Source organism: Maritimibacter sp. HL-12 (genome assembly GCF_900177545.1).
Lineage (GTDB): Bacteria > Pseudomonadota > Alphaproteobacteria > Rhodobacterales > Rhodobacteraceae > Sinisalibacter.
The window spans coordinates 917,748-942,584 of sequence record NZ_FXBQ01000001.1 but is presented as its reverse complement, the minus strand read 5'-3'; the positions used below and the strand labels follow the sequence as shown (position 1 = coordinate 942,584).

At 61.2% G+C, this 24,837-nt stretch carries 29 protein-coding genes; 8 read left to right on the top strand and 21 right to left on the bottom strand.

From position 1 onward, the window contains the following. Positions 1–67 precede the first annotated feature (67 nt). Positions 68–1,882: an ATP-binding protein gene (locus B9Y97_RS04785; protein WP_085525675.1), complete on the top strand. Its 1,815-nt coding sequence runs from the start codon at positions 68–70 to the stop codon at positions 1,880–1,882. Between the two features lie 63 nt (positions 1,883–1,945). Further along, entirely contained in the window at positions 1,946–4,078 is a 2,133-nt protein-coding gene (locus B9Y97_RS04780; RefSeq protein WP_085525674.1) for a Druantia anti-phage system protein DruA, read from the top strand. Between the two features lie 240 nt (positions 4,079–4,318). Here B9Y97_RS04780 and B9Y97_RS04775 read toward each other — a convergent pair whose 3' ends face one another. Continuing rightward, complete coding sequence (locus B9Y97_RS04775; RefSeq protein ID WP_085525673.1) at positions 4,319–4,558, bottom strand: hypothetical protein; 240 nt, start codon at positions 4,556–4,558, stop codon at positions 4,319–4,321. A 380-nt stretch (positions 4,559–4,938) separates the two neighbouring features. On the opposite strand from B9Y97_RS04775, the gene B9Y97_RS17890 reads away from it, so the two are divergent. Next, complete coding sequence (locus tag B9Y97_RS17890) at positions 4,939–5,253, top strand: hypothetical protein (protein WP_139828227.1); 315 nt, start codon at positions 4,939–4,941, stop codon at positions 5,251–5,253. Positions 5,254–5,521: 268 nt separating this feature from the next. Beyond that, the gene (locus B9Y97_RS04770; RefSeq protein WP_085525672.1) at positions 5,522–5,752 is read left to right on the top strand and encodes a hypothetical protein; all 231 of its coding nucleotides are present in this window, start codon (positions 5,522–5,524) and stop codon (positions 5,750–5,752) included. 394 nt (positions 5,753–6,146) lie between these two features. Here the strand turns inward: B9Y97_RS04770 and B9Y97_RS04765 are convergent, their stop codons facing one another. The 8 genes from B9Y97_RS04765 to B9Y97_RS04730 form a co-directional block, all read right to left on the bottom strand. Then, a complete protein-coding gene (locus B9Y97_RS04765) occupies positions 6,147–7,133 on the bottom strand; it encodes an AAA family ATPase (RefSeq protein WP_085525671.1) in 987 nt (328 codons plus the stop codon). Beyond that, complete coding sequence (locus tag B9Y97_RS04760; RefSeq protein ID WP_085528107.1) at positions 7,130–8,089, bottom strand: DNA-primase RepB domain-containing protein; 960 nt, start codon at positions 8,087–8,089, stop codon at positions 7,130–7,132. Before B9Y97_RS04760 ends, B9Y97_RS04765 begins: the two co-directional genes overlap by 4 nt. Before the next feature lie 111 nt (positions 8,090–8,200). Then, positions 8,201–8,407: a hypothetical protein gene (locus B9Y97_RS04755; RefSeq protein ID WP_085525670.1), complete on the bottom strand. Its 207-nt coding sequence runs from the start codon at positions 8,405–8,407 to the stop codon at positions 8,201–8,203. 6 nt (positions 8,408–8,413) lie between these two features. Further along, positions 8,414–8,641 carry a helix-turn-helix transcriptional regulator gene (locus B9Y97_RS04750; RefSeq protein WP_085525669.1) on the bottom strand — a complete coding sequence of 76 codons (228 nt, stop codon included), beginning with the start codon at positions 8,639–8,641 and terminating at the stop codon, positions 8,414–8,416. Positions 8,642–8,737: 96 nt separating this feature from the next. Continuing rightward, entirely contained in the window at positions 8,738–9,283 is a 546-nt protein-coding gene (locus B9Y97_RS04745) for a hypothetical protein (RefSeq protein WP_139828226.1), read from the bottom strand. Then, positions 9,243–10,442 carry a tyrosine-type recombinase/integrase gene (locus tag B9Y97_RS04740; RefSeq protein WP_085525667.1) on the bottom strand — a complete coding sequence of 400 codons (1,200 nt, stop codon included), beginning with the start codon at positions 10,440–10,442 and terminating at the stop codon, positions 9,243–9,245. Before B9Y97_RS04740 ends, B9Y97_RS04745 begins: the two co-directional genes overlap by 41 nt. Before the next feature lie 455 nt (positions 10,443–10,897). Then, positions 10,898–11,206, bottom strand: a complete 309-nt coding sequence (gene cas2 / locus B9Y97_RS04735) for a CRISPR-associated endonuclease Cas2 (RefSeq protein WP_254900852.1) — start codon at positions 11,204–11,206, stop codon at positions 10,898–10,900. A 37-nt stretch (positions 11,207–11,243) separates the two neighbouring features. Continuing rightward, a complete protein-coding gene (locus tag B9Y97_RS04730) occupies positions 11,244–11,441 on the bottom strand; it encodes a hypothetical protein (RefSeq protein WP_254900851.1) in 198 nt (65 codons plus the stop codon). 31 nt (positions 11,442–11,472) lie between these two features. Here B9Y97_RS04730 and B9Y97_RS04725 point away from each other — a divergent pair, with 31 nt between their 5' ends. Further along, the gene (locus tag B9Y97_RS04725; protein ID WP_085525666.1) at positions 11,473–11,769 is read left to right on the top strand and encodes a hypothetical protein; all 297 of its coding nucleotides are present in this window, start codon (positions 11,473–11,475) and stop codon (positions 11,767–11,769) included. Between the two features lie 208 nt (positions 11,770–11,977). Here B9Y97_RS04725 and B9Y97_RS04720 read toward each other — a convergent pair whose 3' ends face one another. The 4 genes from B9Y97_RS04720 to B9Y97_RS04710 form a co-directional block, all read right to left on the bottom strand. Next, a complete protein-coding gene (locus tag B9Y97_RS04720) occupies positions 11,978–12,808 on the bottom strand; it encodes a DEAD/DEAH box-containing ATP-dependent helicase (protein WP_085525665.1) in 831 nt (276 codons plus the stop codon). Between the two features lie 246 nt (positions 12,809–13,054). Next, a complete protein-coding gene (locus B9Y97_RS18425) occupies positions 13,055–13,228 on the bottom strand; it encodes a DUF6522 family protein (protein ID WP_369596648.1) in 174 nt (57 codons plus the stop codon). Further along, complete coding sequence (locus tag B9Y97_RS04715) at positions 13,210–13,443, bottom strand: hexameric tyrosine-coordinated heme protein (RefSeq protein ID WP_085525664.1); 234 nt, start codon at positions 13,441–13,443, stop codon at positions 13,210–13,212. Before B9Y97_RS04715 ends, B9Y97_RS18425 begins: the two co-directional genes overlap by 19 nt. A 71-nt stretch (positions 13,444–13,514) precedes the next feature. Beyond that, on the bottom strand, positions 13,515–13,931 hold the full coding sequence (locus tag B9Y97_RS04710; protein WP_085525663.1) for an Rrf2 family transcriptional regulator: 417 nt from the start codon (positions 13,929–13,931) through the stop codon (positions 13,515–13,517). 147 nt (positions 13,932–14,078) lie between these two features. Between B9Y97_RS04710 and B9Y97_RS04705 the strand changes: the two genes are divergently transcribed. The 3 genes from B9Y97_RS04705 to B9Y97_RS04695 all read left to right on the top strand — a co-directional run bounded on the left by B9Y97_RS04705 (position 14,079) and on the right by B9Y97_RS04695 (position 15,817). Then, a complete protein-coding gene (locus B9Y97_RS04705) occupies positions 14,079–14,471 on the top strand; it encodes a group III truncated hemoglobin (protein WP_254900850.1) in 393 nt (130 codons plus the stop codon). A 15-nt stretch (positions 14,472–14,486) separates the two neighbouring features. Further along, a complete protein-coding gene (locus B9Y97_RS04700; RefSeq protein WP_085525661.1) occupies positions 14,487–14,975 on the top strand; it encodes a hemerythrin domain-containing protein in 489 nt (162 codons plus the stop codon). Between the two features lie 128 nt (positions 14,976–15,103). Further along, a complete protein-coding gene (locus tag B9Y97_RS04695; protein ID WP_254900849.1) occupies positions 15,104–15,817 on the top strand; it encodes a 5-formyltetrahydrofolate cyclo-ligase in 714 nt (237 codons plus the stop codon). Between the two features lie 455 nt (positions 15,818–16,272). Here the strand turns inward: B9Y97_RS04695 and B9Y97_RS04690 are convergent, their stop codons facing one another. The 8 genes from B9Y97_RS04690 to B9Y97_RS04655 are packed head-to-tail and all read right to left on the bottom strand — an operon-like array spanning position 16,273 to position 24,729. Continuing rightward, the gene (locus B9Y97_RS04690; protein ID WP_085525660.1) at positions 16,273–17,568 is read right to left on the bottom strand and encodes a TRAP transporter large permease; all 1,296 of its coding nucleotides are present in this window, start codon (positions 17,566–17,568) and stop codon (positions 16,273–16,275) included. Beyond that, positions 17,565–18,053 carry a TRAP transporter small permease gene (locus B9Y97_RS04685; RefSeq protein WP_176224304.1) on the bottom strand — a complete coding sequence of 163 codons (489 nt, stop codon included), beginning with the start codon at positions 18,051–18,053 and terminating at the stop codon, positions 17,565–17,567. The genes B9Y97_RS04690 and B9Y97_RS04685 overlap by 4 nt, the downstream gene beginning before the upstream one ends. Before the next feature lie 52 nt (positions 18,054–18,105). Then, entirely contained in the window at positions 18,106–19,101 is a 996-nt protein-coding gene (locus tag B9Y97_RS04680; protein WP_085525658.1) for a TRAP transporter substrate-binding protein, read from the bottom strand. A gap of 25 nt (positions 19,102–19,126) precedes the next feature. Continuing rightward, positions 19,127–20,320 carry a CaiB/BaiF CoA transferase family protein gene (locus B9Y97_RS04675; RefSeq protein ID WP_085525657.1) on the bottom strand — a complete coding sequence of 398 codons (1,194 nt, stop codon included), beginning with the start codon at positions 20,318–20,320 and terminating at the stop codon, positions 19,127–19,129. After that, positions 20,317–21,303, bottom strand: coding sequence for a CoA transferase (locus B9Y97_RS04670; protein ID WP_085525656.1), 987 nt, complete (start codon positions 21,301–21,303; stop codon positions 20,317–20,319). Before B9Y97_RS04670 ends, B9Y97_RS04675 begins: the two co-directional genes overlap by 4 nt. Next, positions 21,300–22,421: a CaiB/BaiF CoA transferase family protein gene (locus B9Y97_RS04665; protein WP_254900848.1), complete on the bottom strand. Its 1,122-nt coding sequence runs from the start codon at positions 22,419–22,421 to the stop codon at positions 21,300–21,302. The genes B9Y97_RS04670 and B9Y97_RS04665 overlap by 4 nt, the downstream gene beginning before the upstream one ends. After that, on the bottom strand, positions 22,418–23,665 hold the full coding sequence (locus B9Y97_RS04660) for a 2-hydroxyacyl-CoA dehydratase family protein (RefSeq protein ID WP_085525654.1): 1,248 nt from the start codon (positions 23,663–23,665) through the stop codon (positions 22,418–22,420). Before B9Y97_RS04660 ends, B9Y97_RS04665 begins: the two co-directional genes overlap by 4 nt. Next, a complete protein-coding gene (locus B9Y97_RS04655; RefSeq protein ID WP_139828225.1) occupies positions 23,662–24,729 on the bottom strand; it encodes a 2-hydroxyacyl-CoA dehydratase family protein in 1,068 nt (355 codons plus the stop codon). The genes B9Y97_RS04660 and B9Y97_RS04655 overlap by 4 nt, the downstream gene beginning before the upstream one ends. Positions 24,730–24,837 lie beyond the last annotated feature (108 nt).

Below are 24,837 nucleotides of genomic sequence, written 5' to 3'. Positions count from 1 at the left end.
TGTCCGGGCACGCGCCCAACCTGAAACGCGGCCGAACAGTGGCTGCACAAGCTTAGGACAGCATATCATGACTATCGAAGCAAAGATTGAAGCCCCGAAATCTGATCTCGACAAGCAGAAAGCTTATGCCGAGAGCCTTTCGGCAAAGGGTTTCAAGTACACTTTCGCCGTCGGCACGGCCTTTGTCGAAAGTATGCGGAACACTCACTACAAACACACTGGTACCGCACTCGACGAGTTGATCGACAACTCAATCGAAGCTGGAGCGACGCAAGTGTGCATAGCGCTTGGGTATAGTGGCAAGAGCACCGCTACGCCCGACGCACTCGCCGTGATCGATGACGGTCATGGCATGCCTAAAGGAATGTTGCAGCCGGCTGCCGCGTGGGGTGGCACTCATCGTCACAATGAAGAGAACCGGAGTGGCTTCGGGCGCTTTGGTTTCGGCTTGCCTAGCGCATCCGTTAACCAAGCCCGTCGCTACTCAATTTTCTCGATCACAGAGGGCGGAAACTGGCGGTCTCTTACCGTCGACCTCGATGACATCGCTGCAGGAAAATATACGGACAATACGGATACCGTGCGCATGCCCGACGAAGTAGAGGGCACCGAACCACCGAAATGGGTCATGGAACATATTTCGGAACACATGCCCGGCGGCAAACTCACGCACGGAACCATCGTGCTGTGGGAAAAAATGGACCGGATCAAGTGGAAGACCACAAAGGGGATGCGCGACAACCTCCTGCAGCACTTCGGGGTGATGTTTCGGAACTACCTCCAGCAAGTCGGTCTAAAGTTTGATGGCACCTCCATTGAGCCGCTTGACCCGCTCTTCCTCACACCCGGTTTCCGCTACTTCGATGAAGACGAAGATCGTGCGAAAGCGTTGGAGCCAGCCGAAATTGAAGTGAAGTCCAAGCGCAACCCAGACAAGAAGGTCAAGATCGCTATCCGGTATGCGCTGTTCCCCCATCGCTTCTTTTCTAGGGACAAAGATAAAGATGCTCAGCACGGGAACTCCAACAACCGCTTCAAGGTAGCGAATGATCATCGTGGCGTAATTGTGTGCCGTATGGGACGCCAGATCGACGTGGTTGAGCGCACGCCTTGGCGGGGATTAGAAAAGTTCCGAAACGATGACCGCTATTGGGCGCTTGAGATCGACTTTCCAGCCGAGCTTGATGAAGAATTCACGATTGCGAATTCAAAGCAAGGCGTGGTCATGTCCGACCGGATCTGGGATTTGCTGCAGGACGCGGGCGTGGAGCGTGTCATCCGCACTCTACGTAAAGAGGTGTCTGCAATGCAGAAAGCCGATGCCTCAAAGCCCGAGGACCCCGAGAAAGATCGAGCGTCTGAAGCTTCGATGAAGGAAAGCGAGAAATTCCGGCGCAAGCGCGCTGGTGGCACTTCGGCTGAGCGTGAAGCCAAGGCACGGGAGCAATTCGAACAGTACGTCAAGCAGAAAGCAAAGGAGCAGAAACGCCCCGAGGAGACGGTTCGGAATGAGGCGCAAGAAGAGGAAGCGAAGCACCCGTATAAGGTAGAGTTCGCAAGTCATCCTAATGCTCCGTTTTACAGGGTCATTCAGCGCGGCGCGATGAAGGTGCTCGAAATCAATATGTCACACCGTTTCTACACCGATCTTTATGCGTCGGCTGCCGCGAACCGGTTTCTGCGCGCTGGCCTTGAGGTAATGCTCTTCTCAGTGGGCGAAGCTGAACTCGATGCCCTGGGCAATCAGGACAAGTCGAACTTTTACCATGTGGAAAAGATTGCATGGTCTGAAAGACTGGAAGTCGCCCTCGACGTTCTGCATCGCTTCGGTCACGACGAAGATGTTGTGGACAGCGAAGACGACAACATCGCCGCAGAATAAGTTTTCCTTCACTATGCAGCGCGGGCCATTTAGGTGGCCCGTGCATTCTGTTATGAACGCCACATGAAAAATCAAGAAAAAACCAATGGCCCGAGCTACTTCTTCCCTTCGAAGATATCTGAAGGAGGAAGAAAGCGTATCCAACAGAAAGTTGAAGATACTAAGAATATTGATTTCGAGGAAAGAGCAAGAGAGTTCCGGCGCTTTGCAGATAAATTCAGTATGCTCGCGACGGATACGGACGCATGTGGCAACCTGCGTATGGCCGTAGCTTACTCAATCCTATCCGACCTTATCGCGCAAGGTTGGAAAATCGATTTCAATGATTTCGGAATTACCGTGGAGTCTGCCTCGTTTTCTCCACTTGAAGGCGAAACCGTTGATCACGCCAAAAAACGAATTCGAGCCGGCCTTGAAATTGCAAGTAATCGCCAGCTTGGCGAGGCTTCGGTTCAAGATTTTATGAAGCGAATGGAGCGTGAACGGCCCTTTGAAGGGAAAAAGGTTTCAATTCTTTCTTTGATTGATAATGGAGCGGATTTGGCGTCTGCGCTGCAACAGGCGCAGAACTCGCAAACGCGGGAAGGCCGAATGGACGCGTTGGGAAAAATCGTTCGGCCTGTCTTGCAAGAGTGCTCGACCGATGCAAGGTGCGAGTACACTGGATTCAAGCTTCAAGACATCTGGCGCTACTTTCGATACACGTGGTCCCTTGAATACAACCCCCTACCGGGACGAACGCAGAGATTCCTATTGCGAAACGGGGCACGAAAAAACCACCCCGTTATAGGCATTGCCATGCTCGCAAGTCCAACTGCAAATTTGGGCAGCCGGGATAGATGGATCGGCTGGCAGGTTGATGCGCTTTCTGAAAAGATTATGGCCGGTGAGTATGAAGCGGCGCGTGTGGGAAAACGCCTGTTAATTGCGCTTGAGAACGCAATCAACGATATCCGCCACGATGATCTGATCACAGACGATGAGATCGTGCATCCGACTTTTGACACATTGATCCGTTTGGAGCGTGGCGCTGCAGAAGGCGCCGCACAAAGAAAACGAGACTTGTCGTCGACCGAAGACAATGAGCCAATCGATATTAGAGGCTACAAGAAAGAAGAAATCGGTGACGACGGGTGGCGACGCCTTTCAGAAACAGGGCTATTCCGAAAAAAGAGGGCTGAACAGCTAGCCCCCTTACTCAAAGCTGTGCAAACCCTTGTCCAATTGGGAATACGGAAGGAGCCAGCGGCTGCTACTTATCTCGCATTCACTGACAAAAATGGGCAGAGCGCCATTCGTGTTGCGCTCAATGAGATAAAGAAACGGCACCTAGCGACTGAGGTGGCCGACTTGGCTGTGTGTGGTGCAATCGCGCCTTACAATACTCTACTTGGTGGTAAGCTGGTTGCACTCGCGATGGCCTCACGCGAGGCGCGAAAGCTCTATGGTAAACGGTACTCAAATCAAGTCAGTGAGATCGCATCCCAAATTGCGGGGCGCTCGATAGTTCGAAGTTCAGATCTTAAGCTCATCACCACAACCAGCCTATACGGTGTTGGTAGTAATCAGTATTCGAGTCTTGCGCTGCGGCGCGAACGGTTTGAGCGTCTCAGCGCTGATGTGGTCTGGAAAAAGCTGGAAAGCGGAACAGGAGTAAGCATCACGCATCTGAGCGAGCAGACGGTGACACTCATGCGCCAGTTGGGTACAGCCGTCTATGGTCGTCGAAGGATCAATAGTGTTTTTGGCGAAGGTAGTAGTCCGCGGATGCGCCAAATTCGCGAGGGCCTAAACCTTTTGGGCATCAATGACGACTCTCTCTTGAAGCAGTCGCATGGACGTAAAGTGTATGGGTGCGAGCTTTATAAAGACGCGAAAGACGATATGCTTGGGTTTGGCGCGCGGTCTAAAAGAAGAACTTCGTCTACACTTCGAAGCATCTCAAACTGCTGGATCGAACGTTGGCTAAGTCCACGAATCGACAAACCGGGCATCTTGGATGCAACAAAAAATCTCGGGCCGCATTCCATCAGTGAGAGTCTGAAGCTCCGTGCCGTTAAAGGCGGGCTTGCGGCTCAACCTTCACCAGATGGTGAGGCAACCCGCTCCAATACATTGTCGATCAACGACAATAGCTCGGCTGTGTCAATCTCCTCACCCGCTCTTAAAGACGCGGCCACGGCCTCCAAAACATAGAGCATGTCCGGTGCAGATCGAATAAGTGTGAGGCTCCTCTCGAAACGATCTAGCTTGCTTCTGCTGCCCGAAATAATTGTCCCAACATGATAGCCGCTGTGCGGGTCAATGCTGAACAGGTTTTTTCGTGTACTGGAAACGGTGTCCGTGATCTGCCATTCTCCGTAAGTCTTCCGTGACGCATCCTGAGCAGGAGCAGGCGGCAAAAGCCCTTTCGGTTTTTCAGTTTTTCTCATTGGTTCACTTGCTCTTTTTGCCTTCGTCTTCTGCTACTGGGGCACAATTGGAAAGAGCTTTTCGGGCTTCCTTCTCGGCGGCGGACCCCTTCACCCACTGCCACGGTGTGCGCGGCTTCCGCGCCTTCGCCAGTTCAGGGTTCGCCTTGGCGTCGCTGGCTGCGGCGCGCAGGCGTTCACGGGCCTCGCGTGGGTCAATCTTGAGTTCGTCGCAGATGGCCTTGAGCGTCACAATGTCGGTCATGTCGATCTCCTAAGTTGCTGATGCAGATCGATAAGACGAAGGCTGGCAGCGTGTCAGGGATAACCCCAGAACATCTTTAGCTTTTCTCGATCTGCTGCTATGACTGATCTCGACGCGGCAGACGCAGCCGTGTTGGGGCGTGGAAACCCCTCTCTGACTAGGCCGGGCAACCGGCTGAACGCCTTTGACCTATGGTCGGGGTGCCTGTGTTATACAACAGGCCGCCCGGCTAAAGGCACAGGGTCCGTGTCAGAGCGGATTTCCAACACCCCGATCACCAGTCAATTGCGAGGGCGCTCGCAGATCGGGGTTTGGTGGAACTGGCGCTGTCCCATCCCGTCGCTTGGACCGACCGTGCGAGCCTGCCTGATCGTGCAGGCGTGTATCTGATTGCGCGCGGCGAACCGGGAAGCACCGTCTACATCGGACGGACATGGGGTGCGAAGGGGATACGCCACAGGATACGGACGTTCCACAGGTCAGCGACCACCGGGCAGAAGGGCCACGCAGGGGGCGTCACGTTCCATGGCGTGTTCGATGGCGACACGGCTGGCCTGTTCGTTTCGGTGCACCTGCCAGACGGCATCGACCCCAAGCCGGAAATCCTGCACCCCTACATCGCCTATGCCGAGCGACGGCTGATCTGGGAGCATGTCGAGACGCATGGCGGCCTGCCGGTGTGCAACTCGGAATAACCTGCAACAAACCCCGAGCATCGACAGCGAAACGCGCGCGCGGCGGCGTTGTATTGAGCCAGGAGCGCCGAGGCGTGCTTCGCGCATGGTGATCCCGTCGCAAAACCGGCTGGCGCGCTGTGCGCCGCGCTCATTGCGATCATCCCGGCATCTGCACGGACACGGCTACCCCTGTGGTCTCCATAGTCCGCGCGGGAATTACCCTGACGGGCGATGGTCCCCGATCTTATTGCGCTGGCATTGCAAGCAGCCAGCGAGGAAATCGGCAATGACTATACGCGCGACATGGGCCTTCAATGGCCAGACGAAAATCATTCTGGGCAACTGGCACCGTCTGTGGTGCCTGCTGTTCGGCCCCTTCTATTACCTGTTCAAGGGCATGTTCCTCTGGGCCATCTTGTCGTTCTTCACGCTCAACGGCCTGTGGATCGGCTTCCCCCTGTTCAACCGCGCCATCGTGCTGCGCCATTACCATCGCAAGGGATGGGTGCAAGAATGACCGCCCGAGCAGTTTGCCACCCGAGTGGAACCCGGCGCGCGATACCGAAACCCAGCGCGACTGCGGACCGCATGATTTGGCACGACAATTTGGGTCCGGCTCGCATCCGACAGACTGATAGATAGTCAACGGGTCGGTCCGAGGCGTTCCGCGCGGCGCTGTCACAGGGCGACCACAGGGGGGTGGGGGGAGGCGTTTTTTTATCGGCGCGCGCCTCGTGGACGGACAAGGGGTCATACATACTGCCGAGATTTTCGGCCCCCAGCCGATTTCAAGACCGTCAAGAACGCCAAGGCCGTCATGCATGTTCGTGGCGATGTTGAGGGTTCGAAGTGCGCCAACAAACACGATGGCGCTGTTGGCGTTCTTGGCGCACTTCATATCCTACCTGTGGTCATTCTTCGTCTGGCAGCGACAGCACCCAGCTTTTTCCCTTCTTCTTCGACACCACGCCCAAGGATCGCCGGGCGCGTTCCAGCGTCTTCTCGGAAATGTCGCGCGCGGCAGCTTCCTTCTCGACCTTGGTCGTCGGCTCTGGACCGTTCTTGAGGAACACGCGCAGGAACTGGATTGCCTCGTCGAGCGCCGACATCTTGGGCGTGCCACCCTCGGACGAAATCAGGTCATCGATGGTGATGTCTGACGGCCCCAGCCAGTTCAACGTCGCCATGCCGCCGTCCTCGGCGTAAATCTCGTAGCTCTGGGTCTGACCACGCTTCGCGATGTTGTGCTTGATATGAACCACCAGCTTGGTCGAACTGTCGTTCGGGTGTTCGCACACCAGAAATGCCGACCGTGCCGCGCCGATCACGTCCATCGACCCACCACCACGATAGATGGCCTTGTCGTGCTTGGCCTTGGTCAGGTGCCGGACGATCAGCACCGCCGTCTCGCCGGTTTCGGCGATGTCCTTGAGGAACGACAGAAGCTGCCGGATCACGTTCGGCTTATACATGTCCTGCCCACTCGGCACGTAGGCGAACAAGGGGTCGAGGATCAGCAGGTCCGGTGGCTTGCGCCTCACCTCGCGCATGAGGGCGTTTAGCCCCTTCTCGTCGAGGGACAGGAAATCGCCCTGCACGCGAATGCGCGTTGGATCGCCCCCCATCGCATCGATGCGTGGCCTGATCGTGTAGGCCGCGTCATCCTCAGCGCTGAGGTAGAGCACGCGACCGCGATCCAGCTTCTGCCCCTCGGGCAGTTCGCCACCGATGCTGATCTGCGCGGCAAGCTGCATGGCGAGGAACGATTTACCCACGCCGGGGTCGCCCTCCATAATAGTTATCATGCTGAACGGGATGAACGGTTCCCAGAGCCATTCGACCTCCTTCGGATCGATGGTGTTCAGATCGACAAACAGTTCCTTCTTCTTGGAGGTCATTGCGCTGCCCCCACTCGTGCGATGATGCGCGATATTTCGGTTTCCAGCGCGTTCTGGTCGTCGCCGTACTTGTCGCGGAAATACGGACTGGACCAGATCACGCTGGCGATCTCGTCGAGTGTTGCGCCTGCCTCGTGCAGGCCAGCGACCATCGCGAAGATCCTGCTGGATCGATCCGGTGCCTTCACGCGGTTGTGCCGGATCAGGTGGCGCGTTGAGGTGTCCAGCTTGGGTCGATATTTCCTCAGGACGGCGAGGCGGTCATGTGCATGGGGGTTCATGGCCAGCGCGTCGGGTTTTGTCGCGCCAACGCCATGGTGACCCGACAGTAGCTTGGGGCGGGTCTTGATCGGGCTTGAGTCGAATTTCAACAGGGGAATGAACGGCTTGTCGTAATCCGGCTTGTGGTTGAATGACCCCGGCAACCGAAGCAGCTTGTTCGGCGCGCTGCCACCCTTGTCGCCGCCATGACGATATGTGAGCGCCTTCGAATAGGCTGACGCCAGCCCGGGCATGTGCGGCCGGTCCCAGAACCACAGAGCCTGCGTTCGACCCGGCGACGTCTCCCAGACAACTGACGGCTTCGGCTTGAATGCGAACGGGTCGGCTTTGTCCACGTCGCACCAGGCAAACCAGCATTCTTGGGAAACGCTGGTGATTTTCCGATCTTTCCGCGTGTATGTGTTTGGGCTGTAATATTGATCCCATTCATGCCGACTGTAGTGGCGCAATAGGTCGACCACACACATGTCGTCGTCAATCTGCACAAACTCCTGAACCATTCTGGTTGAACCCTTTTTGCGGAAGCACAGCGAGGCATAAGTCTTCTCGCCGTCGCCCACCTGTGGTCCCCAGATCGCGAAAAGGAACTCGTCCTGATCTTTGACGGTCATGCGATCTGGCCATCCGTCTTCCCAAAGTGTTGGCGTCAAGAAATCATCGATTTCGGCTGTCATGATGTATCCATTCATTAGGTGCAGCAGCACTGGTCGCGCGAAACGCGCGTTGTTTCAGGCCGCGATATGTCGGGGGGTGGCAGGGCGCTTTTCGCCCCACCGATGATGTTGTCAGCAGTCGCAGACCGGCCTCTGCGGACGGATGCCCGTGAAGCGCTCAAGCCAGTCGTCGACCTCGTCCGCGTCCCACATGAGAGGCGCGACCCGGCGAGGAAACTTGCCTTGGGCTTCGAGCACCCTCAGTTGATCTGGGCTGTTCAGCACGCCCAGTTCTTCGAGGCATTTTGGGCAATAGCCCCTTTTCATGATGATCTTCATGGCTGGCTACCCCGCGTCTGCGTAATGCGTGCGGGCGCGCTCGGCGGCGCGTTCAGCGAGCCAGTCCTCGATCTCGGACAGGAACCACGCAACGCTGGTCCCGGCCATCCTGATACGCCGAGGAAAGCGCCCACGGGCCTCCCAGCGCAGCAGGGTCGTGTTGCTCACGTTGATGCCAAGGCGCTTGAGATCAGCGCGTGTGGCCAAGGTCTTGCGACCGTCGTTTATATTCATGATGGTCCTCCATCGGTTGGATGAAGGGGTCGACCCCAAAGGGGTGCATGCAGTCGAAGATTAGCAGGGGCGATGCGCCGAAGCGCGGGACACAAATCAGGTGTTTTCGTCCCAGATCACTTCAGACTGAACGCCGAGGTTCTCGAGCAATTCGAGAACGGCAATCATCGTTCGGGTATGGGGCGCGTCAGGATCGAACAGAGACTCGATTTCGGCCATTTCCCGTGTCGTCAACTGGGCACCGGCCTTCCTGCGCAGGCGATGCTCAACAGCGTCATCGCTCACGTTGTCGCTTTTTCCGGCCAGTTCCGCGAAACGCCGTGCGGCCTCGCGAACTTTCATGGGGTCACGCGCGATTTCAGTTTCCCATTCGGGCGTTTGAGGCTTTTCGTTCTTCTTCGCGATGGCTCGTCGAAGACCATCAAGCTCACGCTTGCGCACCTCATCAACGACCTTGAATAGCGCCAGATCATCGAATGCGGCCGTTCGACCACGCCCACGCTTTTCGCCGAATAGGGCCTCGCGCACGATTGCCAGACGTTCGGTCTCGCTTTTCCTGTCGGGATGTTCGTAGGCGCGGATGATGCTGAGAAGCAGGAGGTCAACCTGACGCTTGCGCAATTTCGGTTTCGGTGGCGTCATTGCTTGACCTGACCAAGTTCATCACATGTTGCGACCAAGCGCCGAGCGCCTCGCGCTTCTCGTCCGCGTATGAATAGACATTGTAGATAGCAGCAACGCCCGAGACCACACCCGTTTTGTGGTTCAGCAGCGCCTCGGTCACGGGCTGGGGGACGCGCAGCATCGCCATGTTCGTGGACATCGTGCGGCGCAGGTCGTGGATGATCCACGGTTCCGTGCCTTCGGGCAGCGCCTTGTCTAGCCGGTCTTTCAGGCGACCGAACCCCGACACGGGCGATTTGCCGGTGGTCGTGAACACGTAGTCCGAGCCGAGGAACCTCGGCACCCTGCGCAGAACGTCCAGCATCGCGTCGGTGATCGGCACCGTGTGCTGCCTGCCGTTCTTGGCGCGCTGCGAAGGCAGGGTCCACAGGCGTTTTTCGAGGTCGAGTTCCGACCAGCGCATCTCGGCGACCTCGGCGCGCCTCTGGCCGCTGAGGATCAACAGTTTCATGCAATCCCCGAAAGGATAGCCTTCGGCGTCACAGGCCGTCCACAGCGCGCCCAGCTCGTCGTCGGTCAGGACACGCTCGCGCGAACGTTCCTTGGACAGCGGTTTCATCCCGGCGATGGGGGAGGCATCGATCATGCCGCGCTCGACGCACCAGCCCATGAGGTGCTTGAGGTGGGCCAGCGCCCGGTTCGCGCTGACCGGCGCGGACTTGTGGATCACGTCGCAGGCTTTCACGACATCGGCGCGCTTGATCTCGTCGATCCGTTTGCCGTGCAGGGGCGTGAACTTCGCCAGCAGCGCTTCCTTGCGCTTCCAGTCGCGGTTGTGAACCTTCGCGTGCTTCTCGATGTAGTCAGGAATCACGTCGCCCAGCGTGGGTTTGGTTTCGGCCTCGACGCCCGTGCGATCTTCGAACCGGCCCGTCTCGATTTCGTAGAGAACCTGTCGCACCCGTTCGCGCGCCTCGGCCAGCGACACGACGCCGAACCGTCCGATGGTCAGGCGACGCATCTTGCCGTTGATGCGCTTGTGCAGGCAGAACGTCTTGGTGCCGGACGTGCTGATGCGCAGGACGAGGCCCGGCATCAACTCGTCCCGGAAATCGAGACGTTTCGACGGGCTGGGCTTCTGCCCCTCGATGAACTTGGTGGTGAGTTTGCGTTTCATAAGCCCATGATAAGATGGGCGGATGAGCCGCGTCAGGGACAACCCTAGAGGGTTTGCAGGGTTTTGGATCGGGATGCACTGGATCGAGATACCCGTGTGGTCTTCGGCGTCCGTGGGTATCACTGGGGTAGCAGGAGCAGCGTGCTTGAATGCTCCGGCGCGAGACGGGTAGAGACGATCTGCCAAGCGCAAAGATCAAGGTTTTCAACCGGCTACGTTACGGGTTGAGCGATCCTGAGACAGTGCGCGCGGATCAACAGACCAATTGAAAATCCTCGTGTCGGTGGTTCGATTCCGCCCCCGGGCACCACTTCGCTCAGAATTGGTCATCCTCCGCAGAGACACCATGCAGCTGGACCTCGAATTCTGAACAGCTAGACTTGGTCCGCCCCGCAAGCATTTGAAATTCAAGTGCTTCGCGGGACTTTGACCTTCAGGTTTCCGAGAATCAACCATCAGAAAAGAACCAGTTGCTCCGGGTTTTTGCGGGCGGCTCTACGCCCTTGATCCGAGAAGTGCACGATATTGCGGTTTTGCCTGTCGGTGAAGTTGAGGATCTGAATGTCGCCGTGGGCGGGCAGACAACGTTCGATCCGGTTTACCCGCGTCTGGAAGGCTTCCTTGCCATTCACAAACCGTGCGAAGACCGAGAACTGGCTGCGTTCGAAGCCTTTATCGAGTGAAAAGTGGCGGACGGAAAACCTGTCGCCGCTTTGCGTTGCGGTTTCGTTTCGGTGGGAAGGTCGAACATCAACAGTATCCACATGTTCCGGTATCCTGACAGGAAGGTTGCAGGCTGTGTCACGACCCGAGGCCCGCAAGGACCAGTGAATCGGGCGGTTCGGGCAGGGCGAGCGCGAGTTTTCCGGTTTCGAAGCTCCGGCCGAGTGACGTTGCCAGTCGGGTGAGGGCGACGGAAACCGGCGTAAGCCCGTCGCCGAGCGGCAAATAAAGCACGATGAGCCGCGCCAGACCATCGAAACGCGACGCTTGCTTCACCGCGAAGCCGCTGCATTATCAAACCAAACAGATGAGCCAGATCCTCTCTTGGCTCAGGCCGCCATATGTCCCAAAATCCCTGACGATGGACAGCCTTGGTTGCGGTGCCTGCAACGAGCTGCATCAATGCACGGTGGACGTGTATGTAGAACGCCGGATAGGGGGCGTTGCCCTTGCGGTAGTGCATCAAAGCACGAGCCGCCGTTGCCTCGACTTCGTCGGAAAGCCCTCGGCGGATCTTGTCGTCGAGCGCAATATTGTAAACCGCTCCGCGGACGAGGTGGGCCTCAGGCGGTACCTCGGCAAGCAATGCGCCGCATTCCTTTGACATCTCGGTATCCATCTGGCGGTCGTCGTAGATCGCCATGAGAAGACGGGCGAGCCTGAGTTGCACATCGCTCGCAGCTTCGGGATTGCTCATGGCAAGGTCGAGCACGCGGCGAGCATGGCCGACCTGACCCATCGTCATCGACGTCATGGTGCGAAGCGAAAGAACGCTGGGGTCGACCTCATCCCGGCCGAAGGCGGCGAGCACGTCATGTGGCCTGGGCTCCATGGAGGTGGCCGAACATCACCCCTCCGCAGCGACTCAAAAGGTCCAGGGCCGACTTGCGCTGGCCTGCTCGCACCAACGAGCGGATCGCGAAATCTGGCTGGGCGTTGCGAAACAGCACCTCCGCCGCACCCGGCGACACGGGCTCCATTTTGAGGATTTCTTCGAGTATGCTGACGGCTATGCAGCCGGACTTCAGTCTCCAGACCTTTGACGGATCCACCGTAAGCAATGGCGCCAGCCAGCGAAGATCTGCGCGATGCCCAACATCCAACTGCTCCTCCGCGAGACCGTTGCGACTGAGCGCAATGGCTTGAAGAAGGTCGATCAGATCGGGGTGAAGTTGCTTGAGAACCACGTCCGACAGAAAGGTGCGTGCCGTATTGCGGTCACCGAACGCGCGATCATGGTGCACCGCAATAGCTGGCCAACCACTTCCAACTGCAGCCGTACCCGCGGCAAAGAGATCGGTGTTTCCGAGTTGATGAAGCTTGCCGTAGATCGCGAGGCGCGAATAATCTTGAACATGTTCCGGGATGGTGACAACGATCCAGAGCCGGTCCGGCTCATCCGGTAGCCTGATATCTGATCCATCCTGCAGATCGATGAGGATCGGGCCCCGCGCAGGTGATGGCTCGACGGGCGCGGTGCGGTGCACCGGCGCACCGGTCATCGCCGAGATGCGTTTTAACAGCGTGGATTTTCCTGCGCCCGGAAGCGCGTGTATCAGACAAACTCCCGTCGCGCGCGCGAGGAGCTGCTCGGCAAGGGCTGACTGGTGGGCATCGAGCCGTGCAGCGAGGTCTTGGGTCATTTCTTCATGTTCGGTAGGTTGTCACGTTCTCAAGGCAAGGAGAAGGTGCATGGAGCGAGCGGCCATCGCTCACCGTTCCTCACGGAACTCCAGTCTGATCGCAATGCTCCGCCGCTCTCAGCGTGCGACGCCTCTCCCTCTCGAAGGAAGCGGCGCGGCCGCGGATTCCTCTGGCGGGAAGGCTACCGATGGTTCCCCCGCCCACCTGGGATTTCGAACACGGAAAGCGTGAGGGAAAGTCAGACGTCAACGCAAGACGTCGTCTCCCACGTCGGCCTCGCAGCAGGAGGTGACTCGACCCGCGCGCAGCCGTGCCTGAACTTCGTCCTGCGAAAGGCCAAACGCGGCCGCCGGCCGCGCGGCGTTGATGACGACACCCCGGGACTTGCGCGCGACGATCGTTACGTCGTCGCTTTCCAATAGTCGTTGGCCGCCGCCACGGTGGCGAAATGGGTTGCAACGATCTGGCTGGAGGCGATCAATGCATCCGCATCCTCGGCGTAGACCGGGCGCAGCTTCTCTCGCACCTCCGCGTCGGGCTGGGTCATCTTGATGGCGACACGGGACAACTTGACCGCCAGTTCATACCCCTCTTGCGGCGTTGCGGTTCTCAGGGTGGGGAGCCATGTAGTCATCGGGCATTCCTTCCATTCTGTGGTTGGTGTTTTTCACGCCCGCCGGTGGTGACCGTCAGGACGAATTTCCGTCAGCCCGCCGGTATCGGGTCGAGCGCGATATCGGCGAGCGTTGCGCGGTCGAGGTCGGCGAGAAAGGCCGCCTCCGCGGACCGCATGCGCGCCTTGAGCCGGCAACGGCCATCGATCGTGCAGGCACCGCCGTCGGCACTCAGGCACTCCACGAGCGGCTGGCCGTCCTCCAGCAGCCGCACCACGGCACCGAGCCGGATCTCCGACGCCGGCCTGACAAGCGCTGCGCCGCCACCTCCGCCACGGCGCGTCTCGATCATCCCGGCCTTTGCAAGTCGCTGAATGATCTTGGCCAGATGGTTGCGCGAAAGGCCGAACTCGTCGGCCAGGTCAGCGGTCGAGAAGGCCTGACCCGGGGCGCTTGCCATGCGCATCAGCATGCGCAGGCCGTAGTCGGTGAAGGAGGTGAGGCGCATCGCCGCGAACTCGCATGAATTGGTATTTACAATACTTATTACCAGGCCTAGGCTTGATTGCAAGACTTAAACCATGAGGCTTTCATGTCCGCGTCCGAACCGTCCTTGAAGCCCGCCTCCGCCCGGCCGGAGATGACGGCGACCATCATGACGGAAACCGGCCTCGACGAAGGCATCCTGCGCGACCTGGTCCATTCCTTTTACGGCAAGGTCCGCCGCGACGCGGTGCTCGGTCCGATCTTTGCGGCACGCATCTCCAACTGGGAACCGCATCTGGATCGGATGGTCGCGTTCTGGTCCTCGGTCGCGCTGATGACAGGGCGTTACCACGGCCGACCTGTGCCGGCGCACACGCCCTTGCCGATCGACGGGGCGCATTTCGAGCGCTGGTTGAGGCTGTTCCGTGAGACGGCGCACGAGGTTTGCACGCCTGCGGGCGCTTGGTACGTCATCGAGCGCGCCGAACGGATCGCCCGCTCGCTCCACATCGCGGTGCAGGAAGCGCAGACCGCCCCCGACGCCGTCCCCAACCTTCGCTGACGAAAGGATGCTCCGATGACCGAGATCGCCCCGATCGATGATGCTGCCGAACTGACCCGGTTTATCGAGACGCGCTATCATGCCCGCCATCGCCAACAACTGCCGCCTCTCGCAGAGATGGCCGAGAAGGTCGAGATTGTGCACATCGGCGACGACAACCTGCCCGAAGGTCTCTCTACCGTCCTGCGCCGCATGATCGGCGCGATGGAGGTGCACATGAAGAAGGAAGAGCTGATCCTCTTTCCTGTCATCCGCAAGGGTGGTGGGCCCGGCATCGAGAACCCGATTACCGCGATGCGCGCTGATCACGACGATCATGCGGCAGTTGTCGCCGAAATCCGCGGGCTGACATGCGATCTGACATTGCCGGATGGTGCCTGCCGCACCTGGACCAGCCTCTATGCCGGTCTGGACGAATTCCTCACCGATCTCGAGGAACATATACGGCTGGAAAACGACGTGCTGTTCGCGCAGTTCGAGCCCGGTGACAGGGCTCATGCGTGACCATCACTTCCTGCAGGCAAGCATGCGCCCATGCCGAGCGGCTCCACGCCGTCGCCGGATGGCGGGGAAGGTGGCAGCCTTGCTGGCGGATTTTCGGTCCGAAGGCTTCAGACACGATGAGGCGACAAATGCGCGAAAATGACCGGACAGCAGGCCGCTACGCTTCACCGCCCTGCATGGCGGGCGATCTGGCGCCTGACCATGTCGATCCGCTGGGCGACGACCCTGAGCAGCTGCGCGACGTTGGGCCTTGGCGCCGAGCCGAGCGGCTGCGATTGCGTTCCGAGCGCCAGGCGATGAGTGTTGAGGCGCGCAAGTCTGTAAGCGCTGCTCTGGCCCGGCACCTGAAAGACCTGTTGGCGACCCGCTTCGGCGACATGCAGGACCTCGTCTTCTCGTCGTACTGGCCGATCAAGGGCGAGCCCGACCTGCGCCGCCTGATGGCTGACCTGCATGGGCTTGGTGTGCGGGTCGCGCTGCCCCTGGTCGAGAAAAAACGGGCCCCGCTGGTTTTCCGCCGCTGGACGCCCGAGGCGCAGATGGTTCGGGGCGACTGGAACATTCCCGTTCCGCCTCCAGAGGCAGAGGTGGTGACCCCGAATGTAGCGCTGGCCCCGCTTGTTGGCTGGGATCGGGAGGGCTATCGGCTCGGCTACGGCGGCGGATACTTCGACCGCACGCTCGCCTACCTGTCTCCAAGCCCCTTCGTGATCGGCGTGGGCCTGCAGGCGGCTGAACTTGCGACGATCTATCCGCAACCTCACGACATCCGGCTCGACGCGATCCTCACCGAGGAAGGGGGGCAGGTCATGTTCCCCCATGAAAGTGCAGAACAGCCATAGGAGAACAGCTAAATGCTCTGAAACACGCCTCCGCCCGCCGAGGTCGTCGATCTTCGTCCGCGCGAAACCCGGATCGGCGTCCACGCGCGGAGCCAGTTGGCGGCGTCGCTGTCCATCGAACAGGGCTTCCAGATAGCCGCGCCTATTGGCACCTGATCTTGAAGGTCGGCGCGCGCCGCGCATCCCCGGCTCACCGATGAAGATGGGCGCGGATCATGTCGTGCCCCCTCGCGGCAGGTTCTGGCGACCCTCGCCGTTTTTGGGGGACGTTGCAGACGGCGGCGGATGCGCTGTTTCGACGGATAAGACGGTGCAGCCGATTTCGGAATGCCGGATGCGCTGGCTGGCCGACCGTCAGGGCGTCTGCACCAAGATAGCGGTGCATGGACCGGTGGCGTCAGAAATTCGATATCGCACCCTTGATGATCCGCCCCCCGGTGATCTGGGCTTGTGCATCACAACGAAGGAAGCCAGAGGACAAGGGCGGGCACGGCCAACAACAGCGCGACGTGAATCAAGTCGGCAAGGACGAAAGGTGCCGTCCCCCGGAAGATCGTCGTCAGCGGAATATCGCGGGCAACGCCACTCAGCACGTAGACGTTCATTCCCACCGGTGGCGTGATCAGGGCAATCTCGGTCATCCGAACCACCAGAACGCCGAAGAGGACCGCGTCGTATCCCAGCCCGGTGACCAGCGGAAAGAACAGCGGTACGGTGAGCGTCATCATCGCCGAAGCATCGAGGATCATTCCGAGGAACAGGTAGAGCGCAAGGATGATCAGGAGCACGGCCAGTGGCGGAAGGTCGACGGCGCCGACCCAGTTGACCAGGTTGAGCGGGATCGTCGTGACGGTGACAAAAGCGTTGAAAACCAGTGCGCCGAACAGGATGCCGAAGATCATCCCCGTGGTCCGCAAGGTGTCGAAGGCGGCGGTGCGCAAGGCGGACAGGTTGAGCTTGCCGCGCAGACCGGAGATGAGCAGTGCTCCGAAGGCGCCCATGGCCCCTGCCTCGGTGGGTGTGAACCAGCCCCAGAGAATGCCGCCCATCACGAAGATGAACAGCAGGATGACATCGCCCGTGCGCACAAAACCCTGCCAGCGCTCGCGCCAGTCGTATCGGGGGCCTGCCGGACCGAGAGCGGGCTTGATCCGGCACCGGATGGCGATGACCGACATGTAGAAAAGCGCAAGCAGGATACCCGGGATGATGCCGGCGGCAAACATGTCGCCGATCGAGGTCTCGGTCAGGATGCCGTAGATGATGAACATTCCCGAGGGCGGGATCAGGCTGCCGATGGTGCCGCCGGCCGCGACCGACCCCGAGGCCAGTGACAGCGAGTAGCCATGACGGCGCATCTCCGGGAGCGAAACCAGCCCCATCGTCGCGGTGGTCGCCAGCGACGAGGCATTGACCGAGGCGAAGCCGGCCGAGGCACCTATCGTCGCCATTGCCAGCCCGCCGCGGCGGTGCCCGAGCATCCGGGCCGCGAAATCGTAGAGATCTTTCCCGATGCCAGAGGCGAACAGCACATGCGCCATGAACAAAAAGAGCGGCACCGTTCCGATGGCGTAGTTCGTGGCCAGGTCGAAAGCGATCACCCCGACCTTGATGACGGCGGCGTGAAAGCTGATCAGCAGCCCGAAGCCGATCACCCCGACCAGCCCCATCGCAAAGCCGATGGGCATGCCGAAAGCGATGAAGCCGAACATCGCTGCGATTCCGATCACTCCAGCCAGAACCGGTGTCATTTCCGAGCCTCCCATCCGGCGATGAGCCGGGTCGCTCCCAGCACGCAAACGGCAATCAGCACGGCTATCGCCGTGACCATGAGCCATCGAAACGGAGCGACCGGGATATCGAGCAGCGGCGTTACCTCACCCTGTTTTCCACGGCGCAGTGCCTCCTCGATCCCGGCATAGAGGACGAAGCCCCAGAAGACGGTGCCAGCCAGCAGCGTGAGCCCCTTCGACAGGCCCGAAAGGCGTCGGTTGAAACTCTGAACCAGGAGATCGACCCGGGTATGGGCGTCCTCTCGCGCGGCGAAGACAAGCGCACAGGAAACGGTGGGGATCAGCAGCAACTCTGCCAGCACATAGGTGCCGGGAAAGGCGATCCCGATGGCGCGAAATGTCACCGTCACGACAGTCAACGCCATCAGTGCCAACAGTGATACTATGCCGAGAACCGCCGCCCCTTGCACGATCACGCCCAGAAATCTTTCGACCGGCCGCATGGCTCTTCCTTTCCGAAAGCGGGGGGCGCAGGCCTTGCGCCCCCCATTCCGCCTATTCGCCAGATGCCGCGCGGATCGCTTCGTGCACCTCGGTGCCCGGCTTGCCCATGGCGTCGAGTTGCTCGGCGACCGTGCGGATCGCGGGCGCGAAGGTTTCGGAATATTCCGCGACAACCTCCGGTGCGACGGCATTGAATTGCACGCCCTGCTCCAGGCCATATTCCCGGCCCGCGTCCTCGGCCTCCTGGGCCAGTTCAAGCGTGCGCAGGCTCAGCCACTCGGCGTTGTCGTCGAATACCTGCTGGATGTCTTCCGGCAGGCTGGCCCAGACATCGCCGTTGACTGCGCGTGACGGATAGGCACCGCGGGAATGCGGCAGTTCGGAATAGAAATTCACCACCTCCGCGAAGCTCAGAGATTTCAACGCCTCGTAGGGAGCGATCACGCCATCCACGACACCCTTCTCCAGCGAGGGATAGGTCTCGGTCATTGGCATGGTCACGCCTTCGGCGCCGAAGGCCGCGAGCGGGCCGATGAAATCCACCGCCGAGCGGATACGCAGGCCTTGAAGGTCATCCAACGTCTCGACGGGCGCATCGCGCAACAACAGGTGCATCGGTGTCCCGACGTTGTAGCCAACGACATGAACGCCGTTCAATTCCTCGCCGAAGACGGGGAATTCCTCAACGAGGTCCATGTAGACGTCCAGAACCTTCTCGGGGTCGGTGTAGCCGTAGAACATCCCAGGCACGAGCCGGTTCATGTCATATCCAGAGCGCGCATAGATCGGCGCGATATAGGAGACATCTGCGACGCCGGCGGCCAGTTCGTCCACTCCTTCGCGCGAGGTGACAAGGGCACCGCCCCAATAGGGCGTGATTTCCACGCGCCCGCCGGATTGTTCTTCAATCCGCGCGATCCACTCCGCATCGGCCGCGCCGTAGGGGTGCGTCTCGGTATAAGGCGAGGCGTAGGTCAGGTTGAAATCGGCTGCCCAGGCGGGCAGCGCGGATATGCAGAGCGTGGCAATTATGGTTGTTCTGAGCATGGTTTGGTCCTCCCTGGATTGTGGGTCAGTCGTGTGCCGGGGTTGATGGCCCGGTCTGTTGCGCGGGCACGGGCACCAGCGCGGTTATGTCCTTATCCGAAAGGCCGAGGCCGCGCAGGACCTCGCCAGTATGGGTTCCTGGTAACACCGCCGGATCAGGCGGTGTGAAAGGCCCCAGCCGCACAGGTGGCCCGGCTTGCGTGAGGGATCCTCCGGGTGCTTCGAGCGCGATCACCATGCCGCGCGCGCGCAGATGCGGTTCCTGAAGTGCCTCGGCGAGGCTGTTGACCGGGGCGAACTGCGTGCCAGCCGCTTCAAGAAGCTTCAGCCAGTGCGCGCGGGGTTGCGTGGCGAAGATTGCCTGAAGCCCGGCGCGGATCTCGGCTCGGCGGCTTTCGTCCATCTGCCAAGCAGCGTATTCCGGTTTGCCGATGGCGGTGCAGAAGGCGGACCAGTAGCGCGGCTCCATGTCGGTGGTCACCAGCCATTGGTCATCCGCGCAGCGCCAGAGCCCCACGTCGGCCCGCCTCGAGCCGCGCGGTGGAAGGTCTGACAGGTCTTCGTAGCGGGCGATGAGGTTGGCCAGCAGGACGAGCGCGCAGTCGGTCATGGACACGTCGACATGCTGTCCCTTGCCGGTCGACCGCGCCTGCATCACGGCGGCCAGCGTGGCGAAAGCGGCATGTGCGCCCGTGGTCACGTCTGCGGCGGCAAAACCGGGCAGGCCGGGGGCGTCCGGATTCTCGCCCGTGCGGCTCAACACCCCGGCGAGCGCCAATGCGACCGGGTCGTGCCCGGGCTTGTCGCGCAGCGGTCCGGTCTGGCCGCAGAGGGTCAACGATGTGAAAACGAGCGCGGTATTTTCAGCCGACAACCTGTCATAGCCAAGCCCCAGCCGGTCCAGGACGCCGGGGCGGTAATCCTCGACCACCACGTCCACGGTTGCCGCCAAGCGTCTGAGCACGGACTGGGCCCGGGATTCGCCAAGGTCGAGGCAGATGGATTTCTTGCCCCGCGCCAGCATGTCGCGTGCCCGTTGCCGCGCGCGCCCGGCGTCGTCGAGCCGGTCCCAACCGAAGACTTTCGCCTGTTTGGCCAGTTCGCGAGGATGCTCCACCCGGATCACCTCGGCACCCTGGTCGGCAAGGAGCCAGGTGCAGTAGGGCCCCGGCAGGAGCCGCGAGAAGTCGAGAACGCGAAGACCCGTCAGCGCAGTCATGGCCTGCGCCCCGCATGGACGGCGAAGATCGCCCCCGGCACCCCGTCGGGGTCGAACACGCCCCGCGCCTTCAGTTGGGGTGTGTCCCGCACTTCGCTCAACCGGATGATCGGCGACAGTCCCCAGCCATGTTCGAGGGACCAATCCGCCAGCGTTTTTCGGTCATGGCGGGCAAAGAAGGCCGCGACAACATCCTGCCAGCGGTCGATGACCGCCTGATCCGTGTCGGCGACTAGGATTTCTTCCCAGTCGATCTGCGCCAGTTCACCGGCCGCGCCCTCGGTCTGCATCACTCGGACCAGCGCGCGCATCATGCCGGGATTGTCGATCATCGACCAGGTTACATAGCCATCCGCGCAGGGCCAGATCTGGCGCACTCCGGACTTGCCGCGCACCAACATGTTGCCGCGACGCGTGCCGATCCGCCCTGTATGTTCGTACATCACCGCCTCGCGATAATTGGCGAGCGCGGTGGCCTGCAGCGCCGAGAGCGTGATGCGCTGGCCCCGGCCGGTATGGCGCCGCGCCCGAAGCCCCATGAGCGCGGCAGTCGCCGCCTGGATACCGGTCAGCGCATAGGCTTGCTCGCCCGGCAGGCGTAGCGGCGGTCGGTCGGGCGTGCCGGTCACATGCATCAGCCCCGACTGCGCCATCAGCGTCAGGTCGGTGACCGGGCGTGTCTCGCCGGGAAAGCCGGTGGCGACCACATGCACAAGGCGCTCATACCGTGCCGCCATGGCGTCCACGTGATGGCGGGGGGTGCTGCGGCGGTCGTCGAGCAGGATGTCGGCGTCGTCGAGGAGCGTCTCCAGCGGTGCGTCGCTGCGGACCATGCCCTTGTGCCAGGCCTTCGCGCGCGCCGGGGTGAGCGGAGCCGCCTGCGCGAGCACGACCTCGGCCCCCAGCCGCGCCAGGATGCTGCCACCGAAATCCACGAGGTGGTCGGCCAAGACCACCGCCCTGATGCCTTCCAGCAACTTCATGCCAATGCCCCCTCGGCCACCAGTTCGGCGACTTCCGCCTCGGTCAGTCCGATTTTCTCGAATACGGCTGCGTTGTCTGCGCCAAGGCAGGGCGACGGGCGCACATCGCCCGGCGTGTCGCTGAATGTGTAGGGCGGCGCGGGCATCTTCGCCGGGCCGATCACCGGGTGTTCGACGCGAACGAAATGACCCGCCGCGTTCAGGGCAGGGTGCTCCGACACGCCCTTTCCGTCCAGCACCGCTGCTGCCGGAATGCCTGCCGCGACCAGATCAGTCTCCAACGCGGACGCGTCCCGGCCGGCCGTCGCCTCCGCGACCGCTGCGTTTCCGAGGATCTCTTCCAGCGCCGCCCGCTGCGCGTCGTTCTCGCAGGCGATGGCGATCCATTGGCTATCGCGGCATGGGAAGACACCATGGGGCGTCATGTCCGGATCGTCATTGGCGGGCTTCTCCGCAGGCATTTCGGCAAACAGGTCGCCCGCGACCTGCACCATCGCTTCGATCTGACTGACATCCACCCAGACGCCCGCTCCGGTCCTGTCACGATGCTCCAAGGCCGAAAGGATCGCCACGGTCAGCATCATCGGCGCCACCACGTCGCCATAGGCGAAGGGCGGCATATGCGGCTCGCTACCCGGCCAGCCGGTCATGTCGCAATGGCCCGACCAGGCGGCGGCGGAATTGCCGTAGCCACGAAAGCCCGCCATCGGCCCGGTGCGTCCGGCCACCGAGACACTCGCGAGGATGATCCCGGGCCTGATGTCCTGCAGGCTGTCCCAGCCGAGCCCGATACGATCCATGTAGCCGGGGCCGAAATTCTCCACCACCACGTCCGCCCAGGCGACGAGCCGTTTCGCGACATCCACGCCGCGTGGGTCCGACAGGTTGATCGTCACGCTGCGCTTCGAGGTGTTGGTCTGGGCAAAGAACACCGAGGCATCGGGGTTGCGCCCGTCGCCGCCGGCGAAGGGTGGTGAGCGCCGCCCCAGATCGAGACGACGGGCCGACTCGATCTTGACCACCGTCGCCCCGTTGTCGGCGAGATCCTTGGTCGCACGTGGGCCTGCACCCACCCACGAGAAATCCGCCACCTTGAGCCCGTCGAGCGCTCCCATCATCCGGCCTCCAACTCATCCAGCGCCGCGCTGACGCGCGCCTCCATGGCGGCGCGATCCCAGTCGCGGGGATCGACCATGTCCGAATGGACCTCGACAACCTTGATGCCCGCCGTGACAAGCGCCTCGCGCGCAAAATAGGATCCGTATCCCGAGAATCGGTCATGTTCCGGCACCAGCATCACCGCCACGTCGATGCGCCAGCGCCGCGCTTCCCGGACGAGCCATTCGTTGACCCAGGGCGGTTGATGAAGCTGTTCGTTCATCGCCGAGACCCGTGCGGCCAGTGCGCGCAACGGATCGCCGTGATCAGCGCGGATATAGCCATCGGCGGCAAACGGCAGATACATCGACCAGACAAAGACCGCGCCATGCGTCTCTTCGAAGGCACGGTAGAAGGAGGTGTCGAACCACAGGCCGGCACCGATCCACATCATGCGGATGCGTTCGTTCTCACAGATTGCATCGCCCCGCCCGATCCGTCCGGCCACCTCGTCTCGGAAGGCCCGGACATGGCTCATCGCCCAGTCAGAGCCGCGATGCCATTGCGGAATCATCACGTTGGGCATCTGCTCGGCGATGCCCATCGGACATTGAGCGGCCTCGGCGATCAACTGGGCGACCTCGTCAAGCACGCGCTCCTGTTCGTCGATCCGCGCCATGTAGGCAGCAAAACCCTCGTGGTCGAACACTCGCCCGGTAAGACGTTCCAGAGCGGCGATGAGATCCTCCATCTCGGCTACCATGAGGTCCAGCCGTGCGGTTCCGTACAAGTCTTCCCAGTCTTCGCGGGCGTGGATCCACCAGTCGGGCGTTGGGTCCGGCGTGGCAGGCGCGGAGAGAAGGTGCAGTTCGGCGCCGGTCAGTTCGGCCCAAAGCTGGAAAAGGCGTGGATGCTCGTCCGAACTCGCCCTTGCGCAAAGGATGGCGGGGGCGGGCAGGCCGCCCCAAGGCTGGCGGTCGAAATCACCTTCCATCTGCGCAATCAGAGGCAGGCTGGAATAGCGTGGCAGATGGGCATGGAACCCGAGCCCTTCCATCCGGTCGAAATAATGCGGTGCCAGTTGCTTTGCAGATATCACGGCAGACCACCACTGGTTTGTCACAATGGGCGTGTCCATGAAGTGAAACAGCTCGTGAGGCGTATCGGCGTTGACGAAGGCGAACGCGGCCCCATCGGTGATGCGCGCTCGCAGGCCCTTGAGCCAGTCGCGCTGGAAGGCGGTTGCGGTGTTGGCACAGGTCATGCGAGCGCCTCCGCGATGCCTGCGCGGGCCATCGCCCTCCACGCCTCGTCGGGGCGGAAAGGGCGGAAGCCGAGGTTCAGGAACCGTGCGCCCCGGGCGGTTGCAACGTCGCGCAAACGCGGCAAGTCCCAGCCGAAGGAATCGTCGTTGGTGTCGAGGCTGGCGATGACCAGATCGGCACTCTTGATCGTGTCGTGCAGCGCACGGGTGAAGCGTGCAGGTGGCGCGGCCCTTGGCGCGAGCGGATCGTGGACGATGTCGCGCAGGAGATCGGCGGCGCCAGTTGGCTGCGGGGCGCGTCGGCCATAGTCCTGAATGTCGGCGCGGACCTGTCCGAATTCGGCGCAGAGGTCGTGCAGGAGGGGAATATCGCATGCCGTTCCCAGCAACACGATTGCCGGACCGGAGGGCCGCGGGCGCGGCAGCGGGTCGAGCAAGGCGGCGTGGGTCGCGGGGGTCATCCAGCGGCCCGCATTGCGTGCGATGAATACGTCGCGCCCGCCGGGAGGGAGCGCATCGAGCGCCGCGCTACGCCTCTTCTCGGCCTCGATGGCCTCGGACAGCCGGTCATGGTCCAACCGGGTCGCAAGGGTCTCCTCCAGATGCGAGACGAGCCGCTCGAGTTCATGTCGGTTGAAGGTTTCGGCGGGAATGCTGTCGGTGTGCAGCAGATTCCAAAGGTGAAGTCGCGGAGCGGCACCGGGAACCCGACCCTGCCGGCGCAATTCCAGCGCGTATTGATAGGCAGCCAGCGCGGCCACGTCGTCACGCGCGAAAAGCAGCGTGGCGAACCTGTCGAACGCGCCGGCCGCGAAGCGGTGCAGGAAGCGGGTGGTGAAGGGATCGAGGAAGGGTTCGGTAACCGACGCGACAAGATCGGAATACGGACCTTCCGTCTCGTCCGACAGCGGCGGTGCCTTGACATCGACCGCGAGTCCGCCGAGCGCAGCGACGAGGGGCAGGGGAACGCCTTCGCCAAAGACGCCTACCAGCGGGGCGCCATCAGCTTGCACGCCATCGGCGCGTTCGGCAAAGGCTTGTTGCAACGTGGCATGAACTGGCACCGCGCCCTCCCCTGCGTTGGTGTCCGTTTCATTTGGTTCATCATGGAAACCTTTTTTAGATCCTGTCAACACCCATATTTGACAAGTGGGAGACATTCGGCATAGCGA